This window comes from Duganella sp. SG902, from assembly GCF_013376005.1.
Lineage (GTDB): Bacteria > Pseudomonadota > Gammaproteobacteria > Burkholderiales > Burkholderiaceae_D > Rugamonas.
On sequence record NZ_JABMJK010000001.1, the window covers coordinates 514,711 to 537,212 of the forward strand.

15 protein-coding genes and 1 riboswitch are annotated in these 22,502 nt (G+C 64.6%); of the genes, 5 read left to right on the forward strand and 10 right to left on the reverse strand.

The window, feature by feature from the left end:
* Positions 1–102: 102 nt before the first annotated feature.
* Together FHW83_RS02285 and FHW83_RS02290 are read right to left on the reverse strand one after the other, a co-directional pair.
* Entirely contained in the window at positions 103–1,896 is a 1,794-nt protein-coding gene (locus FHW83_RS02285) for a flagellar assembly protein A (protein ID WP_229223985.1), read from the reverse strand.
* A 302-nt stretch (positions 1,897–2,198) separates the two neighbouring features.
* Entirely contained in the window at positions 2,199–2,516 is a 318-nt protein-coding gene (locus FHW83_RS02290) for a hypothetical protein (protein WP_229223986.1), read from the reverse strand.
* A gap of 236 nt (positions 2,517–2,752) precedes the next feature.
* Between FHW83_RS02290 and ompR the strand changes: the two genes are divergently transcribed.
* From ompR to FHW83_RS02305, 3 genes are read left to right on the forward strand one after another with little or no spacing between them, the layout of a single operon-like run.
* Positions 2,753–3,520: a two-component system response regulator OmpR gene (gene ompR, locus FHW83_RS02295; RefSeq protein ID WP_155465452.1), complete on the forward strand. Its 768-nt coding sequence runs from the start codon at positions 2,753–2,755 to the stop codon at positions 3,518–3,520.
* 15 nt (positions 3,521–3,535) lie between these two features.
* Positions 3,536–4,885: a sensor histidine kinase gene (locus tag FHW83_RS02300; protein ID WP_176644723.1), complete on the forward strand. Its 1,350-nt coding sequence runs from the start codon at positions 3,536–3,538 to the stop codon at positions 4,883–4,885.
* On the forward strand, positions 4,885–5,562 hold the full coding sequence (locus FHW83_RS02305; protein WP_176644724.1) for a hypothetical protein: 678 nt from the start codon (positions 4,885–4,887) through the stop codon (positions 5,560–5,562). The genes FHW83_RS02300 and FHW83_RS02305 overlap by 1 nt, the downstream gene beginning before the upstream one ends.
* Here FHW83_RS02305 and FHW83_RS02310 read toward each other — a convergent pair.
* A complete protein-coding gene (locus FHW83_RS02310) occupies positions 5,543–6,034 on the reverse strand; it encodes an Imm26 family immunity protein (RefSeq protein WP_176644725.1) in 492 nt (163 codons plus the stop codon). The two genes, FHW83_RS02305 and FHW83_RS02310, sit on opposite strands and share 20 nt — an antisense overlap.
* A gap of 184 nt (positions 6,035–6,218) precedes the next feature.
* A riboswitch (TPP riboswitch) is annotated at positions 6,219–6,317 on the forward strand.
* Between the two features lie 56 nt (positions 6,318–6,373).
* On the opposite strand from FHW83_RS02310, the gene FHW83_RS02315 reads away from it, so the two are divergent.
* On the forward strand, positions 6,374–8,506 hold the full coding sequence (locus FHW83_RS02315; RefSeq protein WP_176644726.1) for a TonB-dependent siderophore receptor: 2,133 nt from the start codon (positions 6,374–6,376) through the stop codon (positions 8,504–8,506).
* On the opposite strand, the gene FHW83_RS02320 is transcribed toward FHW83_RS02315, so the two are convergent.
* The gene (locus FHW83_RS02320) at positions 8,503–9,018 is read right to left on the reverse strand and encodes an AAA family ATPase (RefSeq protein WP_176644727.1); all 516 of its coding nucleotides are present in this window, start codon (positions 9,016–9,018) and stop codon (positions 8,503–8,505) included. The two genes, FHW83_RS02315 and FHW83_RS02320, sit on opposite strands and share 4 nt — an antisense overlap.
* Positions 9,015–9,662, reverse strand: a complete 648-nt coding sequence (gene pnuC / locus FHW83_RS02325; protein WP_176644728.1) for a nicotinamide riboside transporter PnuC — start codon at positions 9,660–9,662, stop codon at positions 9,015–9,017. Before pnuC ends, FHW83_RS02320 begins: the two co-directional genes overlap by 4 nt.
* A gap of 180 nt (positions 9,663–9,842) precedes the next feature.
* On the opposite strand from pnuC, the gene FHW83_RS02330 reads away from it, so the two are divergent.
* Positions 9,843–10,826 (forward strand): hypothetical protein, encoded by a 984-nt coding sequence (locus tag FHW83_RS02330; protein ID WP_176644729.1) that lies wholly within the window; start codon positions 9,843–9,845, stop codon positions 10,824–10,826.
* A gap of 57 nt (positions 10,827–10,883) precedes the next feature.
* Here the strand turns inward: FHW83_RS02330 and FHW83_RS02335 are convergent, their stop codons facing one another.
* The 5 genes from FHW83_RS02335 to FHW83_RS02355 form a co-directional block, all read right to left on the reverse strand.
* Complete coding sequence (locus tag FHW83_RS02335; protein WP_176644730.1) at positions 10,884–13,019, reverse strand: S46 family peptidase; 2,136 nt, start codon at positions 13,017–13,019, stop codon at positions 10,884–10,886.
* A gap of 77 nt (positions 13,020–13,096) precedes the next feature.
* A complete protein-coding gene (locus FHW83_RS02340; RefSeq protein WP_176644731.1) occupies positions 13,097–14,518 on the reverse strand; it encodes an efflux transporter outer membrane subunit in 1,422 nt (473 codons plus the stop codon).
* The gene (locus FHW83_RS02345; protein ID WP_176644732.1) at positions 14,515–17,835 is read right to left on the reverse strand and encodes an efflux RND transporter permease subunit; all 3,321 of its coding nucleotides are present in this window, start codon (positions 17,833–17,835) and stop codon (positions 14,515–14,517) included. The genes FHW83_RS02340 and FHW83_RS02345 overlap by 4 nt, the downstream gene beginning before the upstream one ends.
* Entirely contained in the window at positions 17,832–20,930 is a 3,099-nt protein-coding gene (locus FHW83_RS02350; RefSeq protein WP_176644733.1) for an efflux RND transporter permease subunit, read from the reverse strand. Before FHW83_RS02350 ends, FHW83_RS02345 begins: the two co-directional genes overlap by 4 nt.
* On the reverse strand, positions 20,927–22,324 hold the full coding sequence (locus FHW83_RS02355) for an efflux RND transporter periplasmic adaptor subunit (protein WP_176644734.1): 1,398 nt from the start codon (positions 22,322–22,324) through the stop codon (positions 20,927–20,929). The genes FHW83_RS02350 and FHW83_RS02355 overlap by 4 nt, the downstream gene beginning before the upstream one ends.
* Positions 22,325–22,502 lie beyond the last annotated feature (178 nt).

Genomic DNA, 22,502 nt, shown 5'->3' on the forward strand with positions numbered 1-22,502 from the left:
CCCAGGAAGATGTACGTCGGGTTGGCCCGGCAGCGCAGGCGCCCTTCACTTTTTAATGTTAGCCCAAGATTAGCATGTTACGCCGGGCTTGCGCCAGCCGCTTCAAGGGGACGCGAACCGCAGGCGCGGGTTCAGGTGCCAGTCCAGCGAACCGGTGGCATCGGCAAACAACAACTCGCCGCCGCTTGGCGTGCCGCGCAGGCGCGCCTTGAGCTCCTTGGGCTGCAGCGCGCGCAAGGCCGTGGTATCGGCGGCAAACGGCATGGTGCGCACCATGGTCTCGCCACTGACCATGTGCAGGCCGCAGCGGGCGATGCCGGCCGCCTCCACCTTCTGCTCGATCACGCGCAGCAGCCGGTCGTTCAGCAGTTTGTGCTGCGTCTGTCCGGCCTGCAGATCCTGCTGCGACTTCTGCAGCGCCTTCACCTCGTCCGCCACCGCGCCGGCGATCTTTTTCAGATGCTGTCCCTGCTCAGGCGTCAGCACTAGTTCCTGGGTGCGCAGCTTGGCCGCCAGCGCCAGGTAGCGCCGCACGTCCGGCAGCGCGGACAGGCGATCGATCTCCCGCTGGCTGGCCTCATTTGCCTGGGCAAACGCGGCCACACGCTGCTCCAGCTCAGCGATCTCCTGGTCGAACTGGGTCACGTCCTTCACCAGCACGTAGATCACCATCTCGGTGCGGCGGCGCGGGCCGGCGTTCTCCATTTCCACGTTGCGACCGGCCACCGCGCAGCCCTCGGCCACCTCGATGAAGACCTCGTCGCCGATGATTTCGCAGTTGGAGGCCTCCTCCACTTTCACCTTGCCGCCGGAGATGACACAGTTCTCCGCGCGCGCGATGGTGATGGCGCCATTGGCCGCGTAGATCACCGAATTGGACGCCACGCCGGCGATGTTGATGTTCCCGGCCGCGTTATGCACGCTGCCGCTCACCAGATTCTTGTCCAGCACCACGGTGCCGCCGCGCGAGTTGATATTCCCATAGACGTTGCCGTGCACCGTGATGTCGCTGCCGGTGACTTCGCGCTGCTCCTGCACGTCGCCATATTCCTCGTAGGCGCCGGCCAGCTGCAGGTTGCCGGTGGTGCGCCCGCTCACGCCTTCCAGGCTGACGATTTTATCGGTGATGGAAATGCGGTTGGACTTGGCGTCCACACTCAGGAAGCCCTCGCGCGTGGAGACCAGGTACTCGCCGTCCTCGAACATTTTGGCCTCGGTGCCTTCGCCGGCCAGAAAACGCAGGGTCAGATCCTTGGGCGGCTCCGGATCGGTCTTGCGGCCGGCCAGGTCGAAGCCCGGCAGGCCGGGCACCGGCGACAGCTTTTTCAGCAGCCGCATATGGGCCTTGATTTGCGGGAAGCGGTTCTGGAAGCTCTGCAGGTCGATGCGGCCATCGGCGCGCGCCTTGGGCGCATCGCTGCGATGCAGGTCGGAGGACACTTCCACCACGGTGGCGTCCTGCCCCTTCTCGGGCTCCAGGTCGGTGGCGAAGGTGATGCGGTCAGGCTTGGTCGACGCCATGGCCGCCTTCACGGCCGCCACGTCGATGCCAAAGCGTATGCCCTTGTTCCACATGTCGGCGATGAATTCGTCGATATCGAGGTACACCGGACGCTCGGGGATCACGGTGCCGTCGGGCAGCGTCATCTCCTCCTGGTACAGCTGCTGGAAGTAATACTCGGCATAGGAAAGGCTGACCTTGGGCGCCTTGTACAGCGCCAGCCGGTTGCCGTCGAACAGGCGCACATCGTCGGCCACGCGCAAGGCCTGCAGCGCGCCCAGGTCCGGCCCCACGCCATACAGCGCGTTGATCAACGCCGGATAATCGAGGCCGGTGAAATACCAGCCCGACTGGAACACGTGCGTCACCGCCGCCACCAGCGATGGCTTGCTCATGCTCAGATCGATGTAAATGCCGTCCGCTTGCTTACCCAAACCTATAGGCAAGCCGGGACCCGGAGCTTCTGGCTCCCGGTCGGCGGCTAGCGCTGCGGATGCAACGTCTTGAACCACGGTCTTCCTCCAAACGGCACGCTCGGGCCGAAAGGCGTTGCGTGTAATAAATTAATATTACACGCAGACCATGCAAAAGAAAGGATTTTTGATGTCGAAGACTGCACAGCTGTGAATTTATTGATACAAATCAATAATATTCAGCTAATAATCATGCAGTTTTACCAGCTTTAATTGGCTGGCAATTAACGCCGCGGCGGGTTGGCGTACAGGTCCTGCCCCACTTCGTTGATCTGGCGGCGCAGGTCGCGGCGTTCGTCCGGCGTCATGCGGCCGACACGGCGATTGAGTTCCGCGTTGCGGCTGGCCTCCTGCATGGCGCGGCGCTGTTCCTCGGCGCGCGCCTCGTAGCTGCGCGGATCGAGCTGGCGGCTGTCGTAACGCTGTTCGTTGCGCTGGTTCTGTTGATGTTGCGACGGCTCGCGGCGTTGCGGACTATCGCCGCCATCGGCTTGCGCCACGCCGGCGCCCAACGCGCCGCAGCATACCAACGCGGAAGCCAAGACCGATCGAACGCAAAAAGATGCGCTAGCTGCCGCGAATATTTTTTTGTGATCGATGAACATGGCGTTCCCTAAAAAGCTGAATCTATGCCCGCAGTGTATGATGCTTTGACCAAGGGGGTAAGGCGTTTTGGGTAAAGTTTGTAATAATTTGTAATGGGTCGTCCCGCACGCGTTTTCGCAGGACGAATATGACGTTACCATAGCAACATGAATAAGACAAATCTGGCAGCCAAATGACTAGCACAACGACTGAATCCGGCAACAACGCCGCCAACGCGCAAGGCCACGCGGCCAAGATCATGGTGGTCGACGACGACGTTCGGCTGCGCGACCTGCTGCGCCGCTACCTGACCGAGCAAGGCTTCAACGTCTTCACCGCCGAAAGCGCCACCGCCATGAACAAGCTGTGGCTGCGCGAGCGCTACGACCTGCTGGTGCTGGACTTGATGCTGCCTGGCGAAGACGGCCTGTCGATCTGCCGCCGCCTGCGCGGCGCCGGCGACCAGACCCCGATCATCATGCTGACCGCCAAAGGCGAGGACGTGGACCGCATCGTCGGCCTGGAGATGGGCGCCGACGACTACCTGCCCAAGCCATTCAACCCGCGCGAGCTGGTAGCCCGCATCGGCGCCGTGCTGCGCCGCCGCGGCCCGGACGAAATCCCGGGCGCGCCGTCGGAAACCCCGCAAACCTTTGAATTCGGCCAGTTCGTGCTGGATCTGGGCACCCGCACGCTGAAGAAAAACGGCGAGACCGTGCCGCTGACCACCGGCGAATTCTCGGTGCTGAAGGTGTTCGCGCGCCACGCGCGCCAGCCGCTCTCGCGTGAAAAGCTGATGGAACTGGCGCGCGGCCGCGAGTACGAGGTCTTCGACCGCAGCCTGGACGTGCAGATCTCGCGCCTGCGCAAGCTGATCGAACCGGATCCATCGAGCCCGCTGTACATCCAGACCGTGTGGGGCCTGGGCTACGTGTTTATTCCGGAGGGGCAGCCGCGCTAAGCTGCGCGAACACGTATGAAGTTTTCCCTCCGCCTGGCCAGCCTGAAAAGCGGCCTATTCTGGCGCACCTTCTTCCTGCTGGGCGCCCTCACCACCACCAGCATGACGGCGTGGGTCGGCATGATCAGCGTGGTGCAGCACGAGCCGCAGGTGCAGCAGATATCGTCGCAGGTGATCTCGGTGGTCACCATCACCCACGCCGCCCTCACCCACTCGGCGCCGGAACTGCGGCGCGAGCTGCTGTTCGAGCTGGTGTCGAACGAAGGCATCCGCGTATTCCCGCTGGAGGAAGACGACAAGGTCGAACCGCCGGCCAGCAACGCGCTGATGCCGGACATCGAAAAGCTGGTCAAGGCCAAGCTGGGGGCGGACACGCGCTTCTCGTCCAAGGTGAACGGCGTGGCCGGCTTCTGGGTCAGCTTCAACATCGACGACGACCAGTACTGGCTGATGCTGGAGCGCGAGCGCATACGGGGCCTGACCGGCATCCAGTGGCTGGGCTGGGCCAGCGTGGTATCGGTGGTGTCGCTGGTGGGCGCGGCCTTCATCTCCAGCCTGATCAACCTGCCGCTGCGGCGCCTGACGCAGGCCACGCGCGATTTCGCGCAGGGCAAACGCCCGGCACCGTTGCCGGAAAAAGGCCCGCTCGAAATCATGGAGGCCAACCGCAGCTTCAACCAGATGGTCGACGATCTTCAACAAGTTGAATCCGACCGCGCGGTGATCCTGGCCGGCATCTCGCACGACCTGCGCACCCCGCTGGCGCGCATGCAGCTCGAGCTGGAGATGGCCAACCTGTCGCCGGAGGCGCGCGAGGGCATGCAGTCCGACATTGGCCAGATGGACGCCATCATCGGCCAGTTCCTCGACTACGCCAAGCCGACCGAAGCTTCCAGCTTCATCAACGTCGACATCAGCGAGCTGCTGGCCGACACCGCGCATGAAGTCTCGCGCCTGCCGGATGTGCGCATCAACACCGACATCGCGCCGGGCGCCCACGCCATGGGCAACGCCACCGACATCAAGCGCGTCATCAATAACCTGATCGAGAACGCGCGCCGCTACGGCAAGACGCCGGGCGAGGAATACACCGAGATCGACATCAAGTGCAGCGTGAAAGGCATGCACACCTCCAAGCGCGTGACCATCGAGGTGCAGGACCATGGCGCCGGGGTGCCGGCCGACCAGATCGAGCAGCTGCTCAAGCCATTCACCCGGCTGGACACCGCGCGCGGCCAAGCCAATGGCGCCGGGCTGGGACTGGCCATCGTCGAACGCGTGATGAGCCGCCACAACGCCGAGCTGCACGTGCGCAATCGCGATGGCGGCGGGCTGCAAATCCAGATCGTGATGAAGGCGCTGTGATGCGGCGCCTGCTGTTATGCGCGGCGCTGCTGGGCGGCGCGGCCAACGCTGCGCCAGCGGTGCAAACGCGCGAGCCCACCGCCGAGGAACGCGGCTCCTTCGACGCATACTACCGCGAGCAGGTGCCGGCGCGGATCGGCGGCGGGCCTTCGCTGTTCGCCCCCGTGTTCGACATCCAACGCCGTCGCGGCGAGGCGTGGCGGGTGATCGCGCGGGTCGACTCCTCGCCGCGCCACCACACGCCGGAACTGTGCCGCCAGGTGCGCACCAGCTACATCTACGACGCCAAGGCGCCCAAGGGCCAGCGCTGGACGCCGTCCGCCGCCGCGCCGGAATGGTACGTCTGGCTGGCCACGCCCAAGGTAATCTGCACGGCCGCGCGGTACACGGTGCGGATGGCCCCGGCCGTCTCCGGCGACGACGTGGCCGCGCTGCTGCGCCAGCACCGCGCCTTGCTGGAGCGGGCGCGCCTGCTCTTCGCCGGCAATTCGAGCTGCGCGCGCCAGCGGGCGCTGACCTTCCGCCTGAGCGCCATCGAGCCGGCGCCGCCGGCCAACGGCGCGCCGCAAATGGTGGGCATGGTGTTCGAAAGCGACCGCGACACGCGCGTGCGCGTGGCGGTGCGCAAGAGCCGCGGCGAGTACGCGGCGTGGAACGTCAACTGCGCTGCTGATTGATGGGATGATCGGGCGCCTCCAGCAGCTTGGTCAGCAAAAGCTCGGTGGAGCCGTAGCCGTACAGCGAATCGGCCTCCAGCCCTTGTGTATCGTAGGGTACGGACTCCTCGCGCTCCGAACGGCTGGGGTCGGCGTCGGAATAGGTCACGCGCCAGGCGCGCTTGAGCGCGTCGGCGCGGCGCAGGAATTGCGGCACCGGCCACATGGCTGGATCCCAATGATCGATCTCGCCCAGCACGCGCCAATGGCCGCTGGCCAGCGCCATGTCGCCGCAGCGCAGCACCTTGACGGCGTCCTGCGGGCGCAGCGTGTTCAGCTCCTCCACCGAGGGCAGGCGCGGCAGCTTGGGACCGAACAGATACGCGAGCATGATTTTGCTCCCCGGCGACAGGCGGGCCACCAGGCCCCAGCCATAGCCGCCATCCAGCAAAGGCACGGCAAACCAGCTCCCCTCTTGATACGACTGCTTCATTCAACCCCTTTCATAAGCGTCCGGCGACGCAAGTCCGAAGTGTAGCGACGCCGTACAAAACACGGCGCACAACTCCGGGGTCAGGTCCTCCATTTCTACACGAGCTCTGCTGTAGCCGGCCGGCTACAGCAGAGCTCGTGTAGAAATGGAGGACCTGACCCCGGAGTTAACTGTGTTACACTCACGCCTTCGCTAGGGGTCCTGGAACGCTGTGTCCGGGTGAGAGATACCCTTCGTACCTGATCTGGATAATGCCAGCGAAGGAAAGCGCAAATGTGGTTCTCCCCTCCTTTGATGGCTCTCTTCGCCGGCTCCCAGCCGAACACGTAGAGAGCAGATATGTCCACACCAAACTTTGCAGTGTCCGCCATCGCATTGGCGGTTTTACAGATGACGTCCGGCGCCGCCCGCGCGGCAGAGGCCGACCAGGCCATGCAGGAAGTCGTCGTCACGGCCGCCAAGACCCGCGCTGCCTCGGCTTCCGTCGCCGGTTTCTCCAACGCGCCGCTGCTGGAAACCCCGGCCTCGGTCAGCGTGCTGACAGCCCAGCAGATGCTGGACCTGCAAATCCGCTCGACCACCGACGCCGCCAAATTCGACGCCAGCCTGAGCGACTCCTACAACGCGGTCGGCTATGCCGAGCAGTTCTCGATCCGCGGCTTCAAGCTCGATAACGCCTCGAGCTACCGCAAGGACGGCATGGCGATTCCCGGCGACACCCAGATCCCGCTCGAGAACAAGGAACGCCTCGAGGTGCTGAAAGGCCTGTCCGGTCTGCAGGCCGGCGTGTCCGCGCCGGGCGGCATCGTCAACTACGTCACCAAGCGCCCGACCGACACGCCGCTGCGCACCGTGGTGCTGGAAACCCGCGAACGCGGCACGCTGTACGGCGCCCTGGATCTGGGCGGTCGCTTCGACAACAGCGATTTCGGCTACCGCATCAACGCCGCCGCCGAGCGCCTGCGCTCCTACGTCAAGGGCGCGGACGGCAACCGCAAGTTCATCTCGGGCGCTTTCGACTGGCGCATCTCGCCACAGGCGCTGCTGCAGGTCGACGCCGACTATCAGCGCAAGTCGCAGATCACCGCGCCCGGCTATCAACTGCTGAACAATGTCAGCCTGCCGAAGGTCGATCCGGACGTGCTGCTGAACGACCAGCCGTGGAGCCGTCCGGTGGAAACCACCAGCGCCAACGTCGGCGTGCGCTTCGAGTACATCCTCTCGCCGGAGTGGACCGCGACCCTGAGCGCCAACCAGCACCAGTTCAAGCGCGACGACTACACCGCCTTCCCTTACGGCTGCACCGCGCAGGAACTGTATCCGGGCTACTGCGGCAATGGCGATTACGATGTCTACAATTACATCAGCAAGGGTGAGAAGAAGTCGCCGCTGACCGCGCAGGCGCTGCTGCAAGGCAGCTACACGGCGGCCGGCATCAAGCACGAAGTCACCGCCGGCGCGTCGTTCTTCAAGAACAGCGAGAAATGGGGCGACTACCTGTACGACTGGTCGGGCGTCAGCAACATCTACCATCCGGTGGTGGTGCCGCCCGCGCCGGGCGACAGCGGTCCGGTCTCCGAGCGCCGCCGCGACAATGAGCGGGCGCTGTTCGCGCAGGACATCATGAGTCTGAACGCGCAGCTCAAGCTGCATGCCGGCGCGCGCTACGTGCAGGTCAAGCGCGACGAGTACGTAGGCAAGGACGATAACGGCGTGGTGCTGCCTTACGCGCACACCGACATCGGCTTCTGGCTGCCGAACGTGGCGCTGGTCTACAACGTGCGCTCCAACGTGGCGACTTACGCCTCCTGGTCGCAAGGCCTGGAGCATGGCGGCGTGGCGCCGATCGGCACCGAGAACCAGCGCCGCGCGCTGGAGCCGGGCAAATCGAAACAAGTGGAAGTGGGCGTGAAGGCGGACATCCGTCCAGACCTGAGCGCGAGCGTGGCGCTGTTCCAGATCCGCAAAGGCCTGGAGTACACCGACGCCAACAAGTTCTACGTGCGTAATGGCCTGGCCCAGAATCGCGGCCTGGAAGTGGCGCTGAACGGCCGCATCTCAAGCGACCTGACGGTGGGCGTATCGGCCACCGCGCTCAACACCCAGCAGCGCGACACCGGCTCGGCGGAGCTGGATGGCAAGCGCGTGACCGACGTCGCCGCGTTCAAGTCCTCGGTCTATGCGGATTACGCCCTGCCGCAAGTGGCGGGCCTGAAGGTTGGCGCCAACTGGCAATACTCGGGCAAGAAGGCCTTCGACGCGGCCAACACCGTGTTCGTGCCGGGCTATCACGTGGTGAACCTGAGCGCCTCGTATGCCACCCGCATCGGCAGTGTCGGCACGACCTTCCGTGCCGGTATCGACAACGCGTTCGACAAGTTCTACTGGCGCGATGTCACGCCGGATCTGGGCGGCTACCTGATGCCGGGTGCTTCGCGCACCTTCCGCGTATCGGCGCAGTTCGATCTCTAAAGTTTGTTCAGCGCGTCCGCCACCAGCGCGACGCGTTGTTCAATGCCGCCGCCAACCGGCACGTAGGGAATCCCGCGTGCCGCCAGCTCTTTCAGCAGGATGCGGTTGATGGTCTGGCGCACTTCGTCGTTGTCGCGCATCAGGCCATCGGCTTCCCAGGGCATGTCGGGCGTCGCCACCAGCGTCAGGTCGTAATGTCGCGTGTGCGCGGCGGCCAGCACGGCCAGTTGATCGTCGATGCCGCCGAAGTAGTGAATGCTGTAGACCGCCGTCATCAACGGCGTGGTGTCGCAGAACAGGAAACGCCGCGCACGCGGCGCGGCTTCGTTCTCGCGTTCCAGCTGCGTGCGGGCGATGTGGATCTGGTCCGCCGCCACCGGCACGCGCCCCTTCGTATCCACAAACTCCCGCAGATATTCAGGCACCCAAACGGTGCCATAGTGATCCGCCAGCGCCGCGGCCAGCGTGCTTTTGCCGGAAGCCTCCGTGCCGAGGATGGCGACGCGCTTCATTCCAGCGCCAGGCGGCGGCCGCCCGTGCCGGCGTCGCCGCTCCAGGCGCGCAGGCCGATCACCGCCATGCCGACAAACACGGCGTACAGGATCGCGGTCAGCATCAGGTGCTTGTGCAGGTACAGCGCCACGTACAGCACGTCGACAATAATCCAGACGTGCCAGTTCTCGATCTTTTTACGCGACAGCAGCACTTGCCCCAGCAAGCTGCCAGCGGTCAGAAAAGCGTCCGTGCGCGGCACGTCCGTATCGGTACAGCTGGAGAGAAACCACCACAACGCCGCATAAGCCGCGCCCCATCCCAGCAATGACCAGAACCAGCCTTGGCGATTCAACTGCGTCACAGGCAATTCCTGTGCATCGGCCAGCCCCGGACGCAACCACTGATACCAGCCCCACACCGATACCGAGATAAATACCAGCTGCAACCCCATGTCGCCGTAAAGACGTGAAGCGTAGAACACGACCGCATACACCGCCGACGACAGGATCGCAAACAACCATGCCCAATGCCGCTGATAGATATTCAGCAGGACGGTCAGCACAGCCAGCACAAAGCCCGCCAGCTCCAGCGGCGTGGTAGGCAAACCGAATAAGGTCAGCGGGCTATTAGCAAAACCAGACAGTGTGAAAATTTCGTTCATGGATCGTGGCGGTGATGCGAAGTAGCGCGGGAGTATGCGAGTTTTCAGCTGAATACGCAAGCGGCGACTAACGGGACAGTTACCCAATAAAGTTATCAATTCATAATGGTTATTGACTTTATAATTTCTTGGCGTCACCATAGGGGTGCAGCACACCCTATCCCTTTTTTGGAGTCTCGAATGCGTAAAGCCTTATTCATCGCAGCGGCCATGTTGCTGGCCGGTTCCGCCCATGCCGACTTTATTCCACAAGTTATTTCAGGTACCAATTCGGTTATCCTCAGCGCCAATAATAGCTCGCTGCCTTACAGCGAGAATCGCGCCGCCAACGGTCCGTTGGGCGCGCTGATCGTCGATGCCCAGAATGTCCCATATCAGATCCAATACGCGCTGAACACCGCCGTCGCCAATGCCGTGAATTCGCAAGGTGCGCGCTTTGGCAGCGGCACCCTCACCGGCCTGCCGACCATCACCTTGCGCCCCTCCTCCAGCGGCGTCATTTACGTCACGCTGAGCGGTTTGAGCTATCGCTTCAATGCTTCGTACAGTGGCACCAAGGCCGGCATCATCAATTTCAGCTGCACCAACACGACCTACTACAACAACATTACCATCACCGCGCAGCTGGGCAGCGCCGACGGCGCGCTCCCGCCAAATAAAATCGGCATCAACGGCAACCTGTCGACGTCGACCGACTGCGACTCGAATCTGACCTGGATGCTGCCTGTTCTGGGTAGTATCCTGGTCAACAAAGCAGAAGGCGCAGTGGACTCAGCGATCGCCAACAGCATTCAGAACGGCCTGTCCAGCGTAACCCAAAAATTCTTCTTCTTACGCGATCAGAACTGGCAAGTTGGTCTGCAACGTCTGATCCCCGCCGACAAAGTGGTAGGGGGCTTCGCTATCGGCCAATATATCCAAAATAATCTGGCCTATCTCATATCCAACAGTCAGATCTCGATGACGGTGGGTGGCGGAGCAGACATGAAACCAGTGGTTGGCACCAACGAGCCGCCACGCCTGCTCGGCGGCGATGCCATCTCGCTTACCTTGACCTCTCCTGGTCTGAGCTTCTCCGTCAAGCTGCACGAGGAAGTCAACGTGTTCTGGAAGTGGAAATGCAGCGTTGCCAATCCCGCCTTGAATTGCGCTGATCCGCGCTAAATAAAAAAGCGGCGGCCTTTGCGGCCGCCGCTCTTCATATCCAAACAAAACGCACGTTTATTTGCGCGGATACTGAATGGTCATTTCCCTCAGCAGATTGTCGGCATGGTCAACTTCCTGCATCACCCACAGCATATACCGGATGTCCATGTGGATGGCGCGGGTGATGTCGCTGTCGAAGTACCAGTCTTTGGTGATGGACTCATAGGTCGAATCGAAATTCAGACCGACCAGCTCACCATGCTTGTTCATCACCGCCGAACCCGAATTGCCGCCGGTGGTGTCGGCGCTGGTCAGGAAGTTGACCGGCACCGTGCCGAGAACCGGATCCTTGAACTGCCCGTAGCGCCTGGCCTTGATGGCTTCCAGCAGATTGGCCGGCGCATTGAATGGCTCCTTGCCGGTGTTCTTCTCGACGATCCCCTCAATCGTGGTGAACGGACCCTTGGTGATGCCATCCTTCGGTGAATACGGCGACACGGTGCCATAGGTCACGCGCAGGGTCGAATTCGCGTCCGGGTACACCGGCTTGCCCTGCGACTTCTTCCACGCGATCACGGCCGCCATGTATTGCGGAATCACGCGTTCCAGGTTGCCATCGAGTTCCTTGCGGCGCTCCTTCAGCGCCTGCGTCACGCCGTCGATCTTCACCGCCAGCTGGAGGAAGGCATCGTCCGAGGCGCCGATGGCGGCGGCATCCTTGCCCACCCACGCCAGGCGCCGCGCGGTATCGCCCAGTTGCGATTGCGCGTACAGCGCCGGCACCGCGTCCACCGCCGGCAGCAGCGCGTCCAGGTCGGTCACGTGCATCGACTTCGGCAACGCCGCGTAGCGCCGCAGAGCCGCGATGAAGCGCGCTTGATCGACGCTACCCACGTACGATTGTTCCAGGCGATTCAGACGCGCCTTGATGAAGGTCAGGTCGCGCTGCTGGTAGCCGGTTTCACGTTCAGCGTCCGGCTTGGCGCTCTCCAGCGCCAGGCGGTACAGGATGGTGCCGGTTTTCAGCAAGTCCCCGGTGGTGGCCACGCTGTAGCCGAATTCCTCGTCGCTCAGGGCGATATCGGCGGCGATCAGTTTATCCAGTTCGGGCAACAGCGTTTTGGAGGCGTTGGCCTGCTTGCCGTACCACGCGCGGAACTCGGCGTCCTGCACGTCCTTGATGGCGGCGATGTCCTTGCGAGCAAAGCCGTCCATCAGGCCGCGCGTTTTCTTCATCACGTTGTTCAGGCTTTTGACCACGCTGGCGTAGCGCACGGCGTCCGCCTCGCTGTCCTTGGTGCTGGCGGCGATGACGTCGAGGTCCGACTGGATCTCGGCGGCCTTGGCCGGATAGGCGGCATCGCGCGCGTAGCGGATTTCCGACGGCAGCTTGTAGCGGCTGGTGCGGCCCGGATAACCGGCCAGCAGCACCGGGTCGCCATTCTTCAGGCCCGCCGCCGATACCACCAGGAAGTCTTTCGAGTGATACGGCACGTTGTCCGGCGACGGATCGGCCGGACGGCCGTCCTTGCCCACGTAGGCGCGCAGGAAGGAATAGTCGCCAACGTGGCGCGGCCATTCGTAGTTGTCGATATCGCCGCCAAAGTCGCCCAGCGAATTGGCCGGCGCGTACACCAGGCGCACGTCGCGGATCATCATCTGGCGTATGCGGTAGTACTCAAGGCCGCGATGAAACGCTGGCACCGAGCAGCGATAAAACTTGTCGCTCTCGCATTCCGCGATCAGCGCCTTGATGGCCTTGTCCACGGCCGCGCTGCGCTGCTTGCCGCTCATGGATGGGGTAACGCCCTTCAGCACGCGGCCGGTGACGTTTTCCACCTTGTCGGTCACGTACACCAGCGTGTTCGGACCACCCGGCAGTTCCTGCGCGCGGGTCTTGGCGAGGAAGCCGTTGGCGATGTAGTTGTGTTCCGGCGTCGAGTTGCGCTGGATGGCGCCATAGGCGCAGTGGTGGTTGGTGACCACCAGGCCGGCGTCCGACACGAACGACGCCGAGCAGCCACCGAGCGACACGATGGCGCTCATCGGATGTTTGGACAGGTCGGCAAGCTTTTCCGCCGGGATGGCGATGCCCACCCGTTTCAGTTCGGATTTCAATTGCGGCAGCTGGTATGGCTGCCATTGGCCTTCGTCGGCATGTGCGCTTGTGGCGCACAGCACTGCGGCTGGAATGACTAGGTATTTTAACAAGATAAAGGCCCGGGTTGGATAACGGCGCCAGTATTATAAAACGAAGCTCATCTCCAGCCTATCGCCAGCGCCCAGCCCTAGTTGCTGGCCGCGTGCCAGCCGCCGCCGAGCGACTGGATCAGCGCGATCGCCGTGGTCTGGCGGTCGGACTGCGCCTGCACCAGCGCGCGGCGCGCGGTCAGCGCGGTCTGCTGCGCGGTCACCACGTCGCTATAGCTGACCTGACCCGCGCGGTAGCGGTTCAGCATCTGCACCTCAACCTGGTCGGCAGCCTCCGATGCCGCCTTGCGCAAGTCCTGCTGCTGCGCCAGCGTGCGGGTGGCGGCCAGCTGGTTCTCGACGTCGGCGAAGGCGGTCAACACGGTCTGGCGATAGTTGGCGATGGCCTGGTCGCGCGCCGCCTCGGCGCCGCTGACGCGGGCCTTGGTGGCGCCGGCGTCGAACAGCGTCTGCGCCGCCGACAGTCCCAGCGACCACAGGTTATTGGAGGCGTTGAACAAGCCGCCGGCCGACGCCGCGCCGTAGCCATACGACCCGGTCAGGTTCAAGCTCGGGAAGTAGGCGCTGCGGGCGATGCCGATTTGCTCGTTGGCGGCGGCCACGCGGCGCTCGGCGGCGGCGATGTCGGGACGGCGCTGCAACAGCGTCGAGGGCACGCCGGTTGGAATGTCCGGCACCACCACCTTCCATTCGGCCGGCGCCAGCGTGAAGTCGCTGGCGGCCTTGCCCAGCAGGACGGCGATGGCGTGTTCCAGCGTGGCGCGCTGGCGCACCAGCGTGATCTGGTCGATGCGCGCGCTGGCCAGCTGGGTTTGCGCCTGCAGCAGGTCGGACTTGGCGGCGATGCCGGCATCGAAGCGGTTCTGCGTGATCTGCAGCACGCGCTCGTAGCCTTCCACGGTGGCGTCCAGCAGCGCTTTTTCGGCGTCGGTCTGGCGCAGCGAGAAGTAGTTGGTGGCCAGCTCGCCCTGCGCCGACAGGCGCGCGGCGGCTAGGTCGGCGGCGCTGGCCTGCAGGCTGGCGTTGGCGTTGCCGACGCTGGCGCGCAGCTTGCCCCACACGTCCGGTTCCCAGCTGGCGCCAATGTTGGCGCGATACTGGCTGGTGGTAGGCGTGTTGCCGCCACCGCCGGAGCGGGTGGCGCTGCCGTTCAGGTCCACACTCGGGAACAGCGACGCGCGCTGCTCGGCCACCAGCGCCCTTGCCTGCGCATACGAGGCCACGGCGGCGGCCACGTTCTGGTTATTGACTTCGATGGTTTCGGCCAGCTGGTTCAGGATCGGATCGCCAAACAGCTGCCACCAGGGGCCGCGTTCCAACGTGTCTGCCGGCGCGGCGGCGGTCCAGCCGGCGGCCGCCTTGTCGGCGTCGCTCGCGGCTTCCTTGTAGGCCGCGGGCTGCGGCGTGTCCGGCGTCTTGTAGGTCGGCGTGACCGAGCATGCCGTCAGCAGCGCCAGCGCTATCAGGGAGTAACGGGGATGTGGTGCGTATTTGCTCATGATGTTATCGGCGATTCGTCGCTATGAATGCGGCTCAGTTGTTGTTCGGACGGGCTGCGGCGGCGCAGCTTGTCCATCAGGATGTAGACGACGGGAGTGGTCAGCAGCGTCAGGCACTGGCTGGCGATCAAGCCGCCGATGATGGCCACGCCCAGCGGCTGGCGCAGCTCCGAGCCCTCGCCGAAGCCGATCGCCAGCGGCAGCGCGCCCAGCGCGGCGGCCACGGTGGTCATCAGGATGGGACGGAAGCGCAGCAGGCAGGCCTCGCGCACCGCCTCGAGCGGCGGCAGCCCGCGCGCGCGTTCGGCTTCCAGCGCGAAGTCGATGATCAGGATGGCGTTCTTCTTGACGATACCGATCAGCAGGAAGATGCCGATCAGCGCGATGGTCGAGAATTCCATCTTGAAGACCAGCAGCGCCAGCACAGCGCCCACACCCGCCGATGGCAATGTGGTCAGCACGGTGACCGGATGTACCAGGCTTTCATACAGGATGCCCAGCACGATGTAGATCACCACGATGGCGGCCAGGATCAGCAGCGGCAAGGACTTGTTGCTGTCCTGCGCCGCCTTGGCGGAACCGGCGAAGCTGCCGCGCACATTGTTCGGCATGGCGATTTCCGCTTCCGCCGCCTTGATCTGCTCCGCCGCGTCGGACAGGCTGTAGCCCTCGGCCAGGTTGAAGGCGATGGTGGTGGCCAGTTCGCCGTCCTGGTGATTGATCGAGGTGGCGGCCGAGCTTTCGGCAAACGAAGCGATGGTGGACAGCGGCACCATGGTGGTGGCCGTGGTGCTCAGCGCCGAACCGGACGAGGCATCCCTCACCGCCGGCGCAGCCACGTTGGCGGCGGTGGCGGTGGCACTGGCGGCGCTGGTACTGGCGCTGGTAGTGCCACCGCCCGCCGTGCCGGTGGCGGTGGTGGTGGCGGGTGTCGTCACCGTCGGCGCACCGGTCGGATTGGCGGCCGTCGGGGACGGCAGCCCCTTGGACGGCACATAGACGTCGTTCAGCGCCTCCGGACTCCTGGCGAACGAGCGCGGTACCTCCATGATGACGTGATACTGATTCAACTCGCCATAAATCGTGGCGACCTGGCGCTGGCCAAAGCTGTTATACAGCGCGTTGTCGATGTCCTTGGTGGATATGCCCAGCCGCGCGGCGCTTTGCTTGTCGATGGTGACGAAAGTCTCGACGCCATTGTCGGCCTGGTCGGAATCGACGTCGATCAGCGCCTTCTGGCTCTTCATCGCCTCGGCCAGACGGGTTGCCCATTTTTTCAGATCGGCCTGATTATCGCTCTTCAGCGTGTACTGGAAGTTGGCGTTGGCGGCGCGTCCACCCGAGCGCAGATCCTGCACAGGGCTGAGGAACAGGCTCACGCCGGTGACCTTGGCCAGCTTGGGCCGCAGGCGCGCGATCACAGCCTGCCCCGCCACCTTGCGCTCATTGGCCGGCTTCAGGTTGATGAACATGAAGCCGCCGCCGGCGCGCCGGCCGCCGGTAAAGCCCACCACCGTGGCCACATCCGGGTCTTCCCTGATGATGTTGACCAGTTGGCGCAGCTTGCCCTGCATGGCCTGGAACGAGATACTCTGGTCGGCGCGGATGCCGCCGTTGATCTGGCCCGTGTCCTGTTGCGGGAAGCCGCCCTTGGGAATCTTCGCGAACAGGTAGAAATTCAGGCCGATCACAAACACAAGGCTCAGCATCACCAGCCACACGCTGTGCAGCGCCCAGTCCAGGCTGTGCTCATAGCCTTTCAGGACGGCGTCGAAACCGCGCTCGAAGAAGCGCGCCACGCGGCCCGGCGGCTTGGCGTGATGGGCGCCCGGCGACAGCAGCCACGCGCACATCATTGGCGTGGTGGTGAGCGAGATCACCAGCGAAATCATCACCGCCGCCGACAACGTGATGGCGAACTCCTTGAACAGCGCGCCGAACTGGCCGCCCATGAACAACAGCGGAATGAACACGGCGATCAGCGAAAGGCTGATCGACAGCACCGTGAAGCCCACCTCGCGCGCGCCCAGCAGCGCCGCCTTGAAGCGGTCCATGCCGGCCTCGATATGGCGCGTGGTGTTTTCCAGCACCACGATGGCGTCATCGACCACGAAGCCGGTGGCCACGGTCAGCGCCATCAGCGACAGGTTATTCAGGCTGAACCCCAGCAGGTACATCACGCCGAAAGTGCCCAGCAGCGAAACGATGGTGGCCACGGTCGGCACGATGGTGGCGCGCACGTTGCGCAGGAAGACGCTCACCACCAGCACCACCAGAAGAATCGAGATAATCAGCGTGACCTCGATTTCATGCAGCGAGGAGCGGATCGAGTTGGTGCTGTCGCTGGCCACCTGGATCCTCACGTCCGGCGGCAGCTGCGCCTGCAGGGTTGGCAGCTGCGCACGCACGCTGTCCACCGTTTCGATCACGTTGGCGCCCGCCTGCGCGCGCAGGATCACGATGATGGCCGGCCCGCCGTTGAACAGTCCAAGGTTGTTCTGGTCCTCGACCCCGTCCACCACTTCCGCCACGTCCTTCAGGCGGATCGGCGTGCCGTTGCGGAAGCCGACGATCAGGTTCTGGTAGTCCGAGGCGCTGCGGCCGCCAATGGCGTTGGCGGATTCCGAATAAATCTGCAGGCGCCGGCCCTCGCCCTGTATCGCGCCACGCGGGCGATTGGCGTTGGTGGCCTGGATGGCGGCGCGCACGTCCTCCATCGACAGTCCCTGCCGGTTCAGCGCATACGGATTCAATTCCACGCGCACCGCCGGCAGCGAGCTGCCGCCCAGCTCCACGTCCCCGACGCCGGTCACCTGGGACAGGCGTTGCAGCACGATGTTGGAGACCGAATCATAGATCTGGCCCGGCGCGCGGGTCTTCGAGGTCAACGCCAGGATCATCGCCGGCGCGCCCGAGGTATTGGCCTTGCGGTAGGTCGGGTTGCTGCGCAGCGTGGCCGGCAGGTCGACCCGGCTGGCGTTGATCGCCGCCTGCACCTCGCGCGCCACCGAGTCCACATTGCGGTTCAAGTCGAACTGCAAGGTGACGTTGGAAGTGCTGGTGCTGGACTGCGAGGTCATCTCGTTGACGCCGGCGATGGTGCCGAGGTGGCGCTCCAGAGGCGTCGAGACGCCGGTGGCCATGGTGTCCGGGCTGGCGCCGGGCAGCGTGGCGTTCACCGTGATGATCGGGAAGTCCACCTGCGGCAGCGGCGCCACCGGCAGCACGAAGAACGCGCCAATGCCGGCCAGCGCCACGCCGATCGTCAACAGGACGGTGGCGATCGGGCGCTTGACGAATGGCGACGACAGGTTCACAGCGCACCGCCTTCGGTTTGTGCCACCGGCTTGCGGCGGAAGCGGCGCGCCAGGCTGTCGAAGCCGAGGTAGATCACCGGCGTGGTGTACAGCGTCAGCATCTGGCTGACGATCAGGCCACCGAAGATGGCCAGGCCCAGCGGACGGCGCAGCTCAGCGCCCTCGCCCCAGCCGAACATCAGCGGCACGGCGGCGAACAGCGCGGCCAGCGTGGTCATGAGAATCGGGCGGAAACGCAGCAGCGCCGCCTGATGGATCGCTTCGCGCGGCGGCTTGCCCTCATCGCGCTCCGCCTCGATGGCGAAGTCGATCATCATGATGGCGTTCTTCTTGACGATACCGATCAGCAGGATGATGCCGATGATGCCGATCACGCCCAGCCCCTGCCCCGTGACCAGCAACGCCAGCAAGGCGCCCACGCCGGCCGACGGCAGCGTCGACAGGATGGTCAGTGGATGGATATAGCTTTCATACAGCACGCCCAGTACGATGTACACGCAGATCACGGCGGCCAGGATCAGCCACAGCTGGTTCGACAGCGAGTTCTGGTAAGCCCCGGCCGCGCCGAGGAAGGTCATGGTCACCGACGGCGGGAACTTGATCTCGGCGGCGGCTTCGCGGATGCTGTCCACCGCCGTGCCGAGCGAAACGCCCGGCGCGGTGTCGAAGCCCAGCGTGGTGGCCGGATACTGCGCCACGTGCGTGATCTGCAGCGGCGCCGGACGCTCGGTCACGGTGGCCACGGCCGACAACGGGGTCGGCTTGCCTGAACCGGTCTTCAGCTGCAGGTTGGCCAGGTCGGCCGGCGTGGTGATGTCGTCGCGGCGCGCCTCAAGAATCACGCGGTATTGATTGGTCTCGGTGAAGATGGTCGAGACGATGCGCTGGCCGAACGCGCTGTAAAGCGCGTCATCGATGGAGGCGGCGGTGACCGACAGGCGCGAGGCCGTGTCGCGGTCCACCGTCACGTAGGCCGCGTTGGCGCTGGCGCCCACGTCCGACACCACGTTGCGCACCTGGCTCTTGGTGCGCATCTGCGCCGCCAGCTTGGTGGCCCACTCGTTGACGGTGGCGTTGTCCGCCCCCTCGATCGACACCCGGAACTGGGTCGGGCCGGTTTCGGCGTCGATGGTCAAGTCCTGCGTCGGCTGCAGATACAGCGTCAGTCCCGGAATCTCGGCCACGCGCGCGCGCAGGCGGTCCATGGTCTGCTGCTGGCTGCCGGTGCGCTTCTGTTTCAGGTTGATCAGCATGCTGCCGGTGTGCAGCATGGTGTTATTGGCCGCGTCCACGCCGACCACGGAGCTCAGATTGTTCACATCCGGATCGTCGAGAATCACTTTGGCCGCCTGCTGCTGCAGGGCCGCCATCTTGTCGTACGAGACTGCCTTGCCGGTTTCCAGGCGCGCCTGCAACTGGCCCGTGTCCTGCGTCGGGAACAGCCCTTTCGGGATGAAAATGTACAACACTGCCGTCAACACCAGCGTGCCAAGCGCCACCAGCAGCGTCAGGCCGTTATGCTTGATGACCCAGGTCAGCGTGGTGTCGTAGTGGCCGATCACCCAGTCGAAGAACCGCTGGAAGCGCTGCGCGAAACGGGTCGGCTTTTCGTCGGCGTGGCTCTTCAGCCAGCGCGCCGACATCATCGGCACCAGCGTCAGCGACACCACGGCGGAAATCAGGATGGTGATCGCCAGCGAGATCGCGAATTCGCGGAACAGGCGCCCCACCACGTCGCCCATGAACAGCAGTGGAATCAGCACCGCGATCAGCGACACCGTCAGCGAGATGATGGTGAAGCCGATCTGCTTGGCGCCCTTCAGCGCGGCGGCCATCGGCGTTTCGCCCTCTTCGATGTAGCGGGCGATGTTCTCGATCATGACGATGGCGTCATCGACCACGAAACCGGTGGCGATGGTCAGCGCCATCAGCGACAGGTTGTTCAGGCTATAGCCAAGCAGGTACATCACGCCGCAGGTGCCGATCAGCGAAATCGGCACCGACAGGCTGGCGATCACGGTGGCGCGCAGGCTATGCAGGAAGGCGAAAATCACCAGCACCACCAGCACGACGGCCAGCACCAGTTCCATCTCGACGTGTTCCACCGAGGCGCGGATGCCGTTGGTGCGGTCGCTCAGCACTTCCACGTGCATGGCGCTCGGCAGGCCGGCTTGCAGTTCCGGCAGGCGCGCCTTGATGCCGTCCACCGTCGCGATGACGTTGGCGCCGGGCTGGCGCTGCACGTTGAGGATGATGGCCTGCTTGGTGCCGGACCAGGCGCCCAGCTCCACGTTCTCCGCGCTGTCCACCACTTGCGCCACGTCGGTCAGGCGCACCGGGGCGCCGTTCTTGTAGGCCAGGATCAGTTCCTTGTAATCCTTGGCGGTGACCAATTGGTCGTTGGCGTTGATGCTGTAGGCGCGGGTCGGGCCATCGAAGCTGCCCTTGGCGCCATTGGCGTTGGCGGCCGTGATGGCGGTGCGCAGCGTGTCGAGGCCCAGGCCGTAGGACGCCAGCGCATTGGTGTCGGCCTGGATGCGCACGGCCGGACGCTGGCCGCCGCTCAGCGTCACCAGGCCCACACCGGACACCTGGCTGATCTTCAGCGCCAGGCGCGTGTTGACGATGTTCTGCACCTCGGTCAGCGGCATCGTGTCGGAGGTGATCGCCAGCGTCATCACCGGCGCGTCGGCCGGATTGACCTTGGCGTAGATCGGCGGCGCCGGCAGGTCGGTCGGCAGCAGCGAGTTGCCGGCGTTGATGGCGGCCTGCACCTCCTGCTCGGCCACGTCCAGCGACTGGCCCAGCGAGAACTGCAGGGTGATGATGGACACCCCGGCGGCGCTGGTGGAACTCATGCGCTCCAGGCCCGCCATCTGGCCGAACTGGCGTTCCAGCGGCGCGGTGACGGTCTGGCCCATCACTTCAGGGCTGCCGCCCGGGTACAGCGTCTGCACCTGTATGGTCGGGAAGTCCACCTGCGGCAGCGCCGACAACGGCAGGAACTTGAAGCCGACGATACCCGCCAGGACGATCGCCAGCATCAGCAGCGACGTCGCTACCGGGCGCTGGATGAATGGTGCGGATGGACTCATTGTTGTGCCGCGCCTTCCTTGTTGCGGCGGCGATGTTCACCCGACGGCGCCTCGCCAGCCGGCGCGGAGGCTCCGGCGGCCGCGCCATCGGCCGCCGCGCCGCCATGACGCCTGCCTTTCCAGCCGCCGTGTTCACCCTTGCCCGCGCCCTGCCCGCCGGCGCCCGGCAGCGTCACCTTCGCGCCCTCCTTCAGACGGTCGGCGCCTTCGGTGATCACCTGCTCTCCCACTTGCAGGCCTTCGCTGATCTGCACCTTGTCCACGGTGGCCGCGCCACGCTTGACCGGACGCACGGTGACAGTCTTGTCTTCCTTGAGCACGTAGACGAAGTCGCCGTTGTTACCATGGCGCAGAGCCGTGACAGGCACCATGATGGCGTCCTTGATAGTGCGCAGCTCCAGCCGCACGTTCACGAACTGGCTCGGGAACAGCGAGAACTTGGCGTTGGCGAAGCGCGCCTTGGCCTTGACGGTGCCGGTCTGCGTATCGATCTGGTTGTCCAGCGCGTAGAACTTGCCGGTGTCCAGCGTGTTGGTGCGGGTGCGGTCCAGCGCCAGCGCGGGCAGCACGGCGCCGTCGTTGGCGCGCTGCGCCACATCGGGGACGCTGTCCTGCGGGATCGAGAACTCGACATCGATCGGCGACAGCTGGGTAATGGTGGCGAGGCCGTTGGCATCGCTGGAGCTCACCAGGTTGCCGATATCGACCGCGCGCAGGCCCACCCGGCCGGAGATCGGCGCCACCACCTTGGTGTAGCCGAGATTCAGCTTGGCCGTGCCCTCGGCCGCCTTGTCGGTCATGACCGTGCCCTCCAGCTGCTTGACCAGCGCCGCCTGCGTGTCCACGTCCTGGCGGGCGATCGAGTCCTGGCTCAACAGGGTGCGGTAGCGGTTCAACGTCAGCCTGGCGTTTTCCAGCTGCGCCTCATCGCGCTGGCGATTGCCGGTGGCCTGCATCAGCGCCATCTCGAACTGGCGCGGATCGATCTGCGCCAGCACCTGACCAGCCTTGACCATCTGCCCCTCCTTGAACAGCACACTTTGCAGGATGCCCGAGACCTGCGCGCGCACCGTGGTGGTGGCCGCCGCAGTGACGGTGCCCAGCGCCTCCAGCGTGACCGGAATATCGGCCTTCTCGGCCGCCGCCACGCCCACCGTGGTGGCCGGCGCGCGGCGGCCGCCGCCGGGTCCACCAGGCCCGCCAGGACCGCCGGGACCAGGACCGCCCGGGCCTTGCGCGCTGGCGCCGCCGCCAGGCGCCGCCGGCTGATGGGTCAGATACCAGGCCAAACCACCCAGCCCCGCCATGGCGGCAACGGCAATCACGCTGCCCAGTATCTTGCGGCTGCGCTTAGGTGGGTTGGCGTTCAAAGTAGGCTTGGCTTGCGAGTCCATCGTTATCCTTTTTGTAGGCGTGCGTGCCCATGGCAACCACGCCATGGCATCAATGCGTGGACTCTAGCATAAGCATTTGGCGGTGTCTGTGGGCGACGCCACGGCGATACAAACTCGCTACAAATCAAGGACTTTGCTCACTTTTCGTTAATCTGGCTTTACATATCTTTACCACCGC

Bases quoted from the DNA above. Each gene is read 5' to 3' on its own strand.
- FHW83_RS02330 (WP_176644729.1), top strand. From the start codon at position 9,843: ATGCGTAAAGCCTTATTCATCGCAGCGGCCATGTTGCTGGCCGGTTCC.
- FHW83_RS02315 (WP_176644726.1), top strand. From the start codon at position 6,374: ATGTCCACACCAAACTTTGCAGTGTCCGCCATCGCATTGGCGGTTTTA.
- FHW83_RS02310 (WP_176644725.1), bottom strand. From the start codon at position 6,034: ATGAAGCAGTCGTATCAAGAGGGGAGCTGGTTTGCCGTGCCTTTGCTG.
- FHW83_RS02340 (WP_176644731.1), bottom strand. From the start codon at position 14,518: ATGAGCAAATACGCACCACATCCCCGTTACTCCCTGATAGCGCTGGCG.
- FHW83_RS02350 (WP_176644733.1), bottom strand. From the start codon at position 20,930: ATGAGTCCATCCGCACCATTCATCCAGCGCCCGGTAGCGACGTCGCTG.
- FHW83_RS02355 (WP_176644734.1), bottom strand. From the start codon at position 22,324: ATGGACTCGCAAGCCAAGCCTACTTTGAACGCCAACCCACCTAAGCGC.
- FHW83_RS02320 (WP_176644727.1), bottom strand. From the start codon at position 9,018: ATGAAGCGCGTCGCCATCCTCGGCACGGAGGCTTCCGGCAAAAGCACG.
- FHW83_RS02300 (WP_176644723.1), top strand. From the start codon at position 3,536: ATGAAGTTTTCCCTCCGCCTGGCCAGCCTGAAAAGCGGCCTATTCTGG.
- FHW83_RS02305 (WP_176644724.1), top strand. From the start codon at position 4,885: ATGCGGCGCCTGCTGTTATGCGCGGCGCTGCTGGGCGGCGCGGCCAAC.
- pnuC (WP_176644728.1), bottom strand. From the start codon at position 9,662: ATGAACGAAATTTTCACACTGTCTGGTTTTGCTAATAGCCCGCTGACC.
- ompR (WP_155465452.1), top strand. From the start codon at position 2,753: ATGACTAGCACAACGACTGAATCCGGCAACAACGCCGCCAACGCGCAA.
- FHW83_RS02285 (WP_229223985.1), bottom strand. From the start codon at position 1,896: ATGAGCAAGCCATCGCTGGTGGCGGCGGTGACGCACGTGTTCCAGTCG.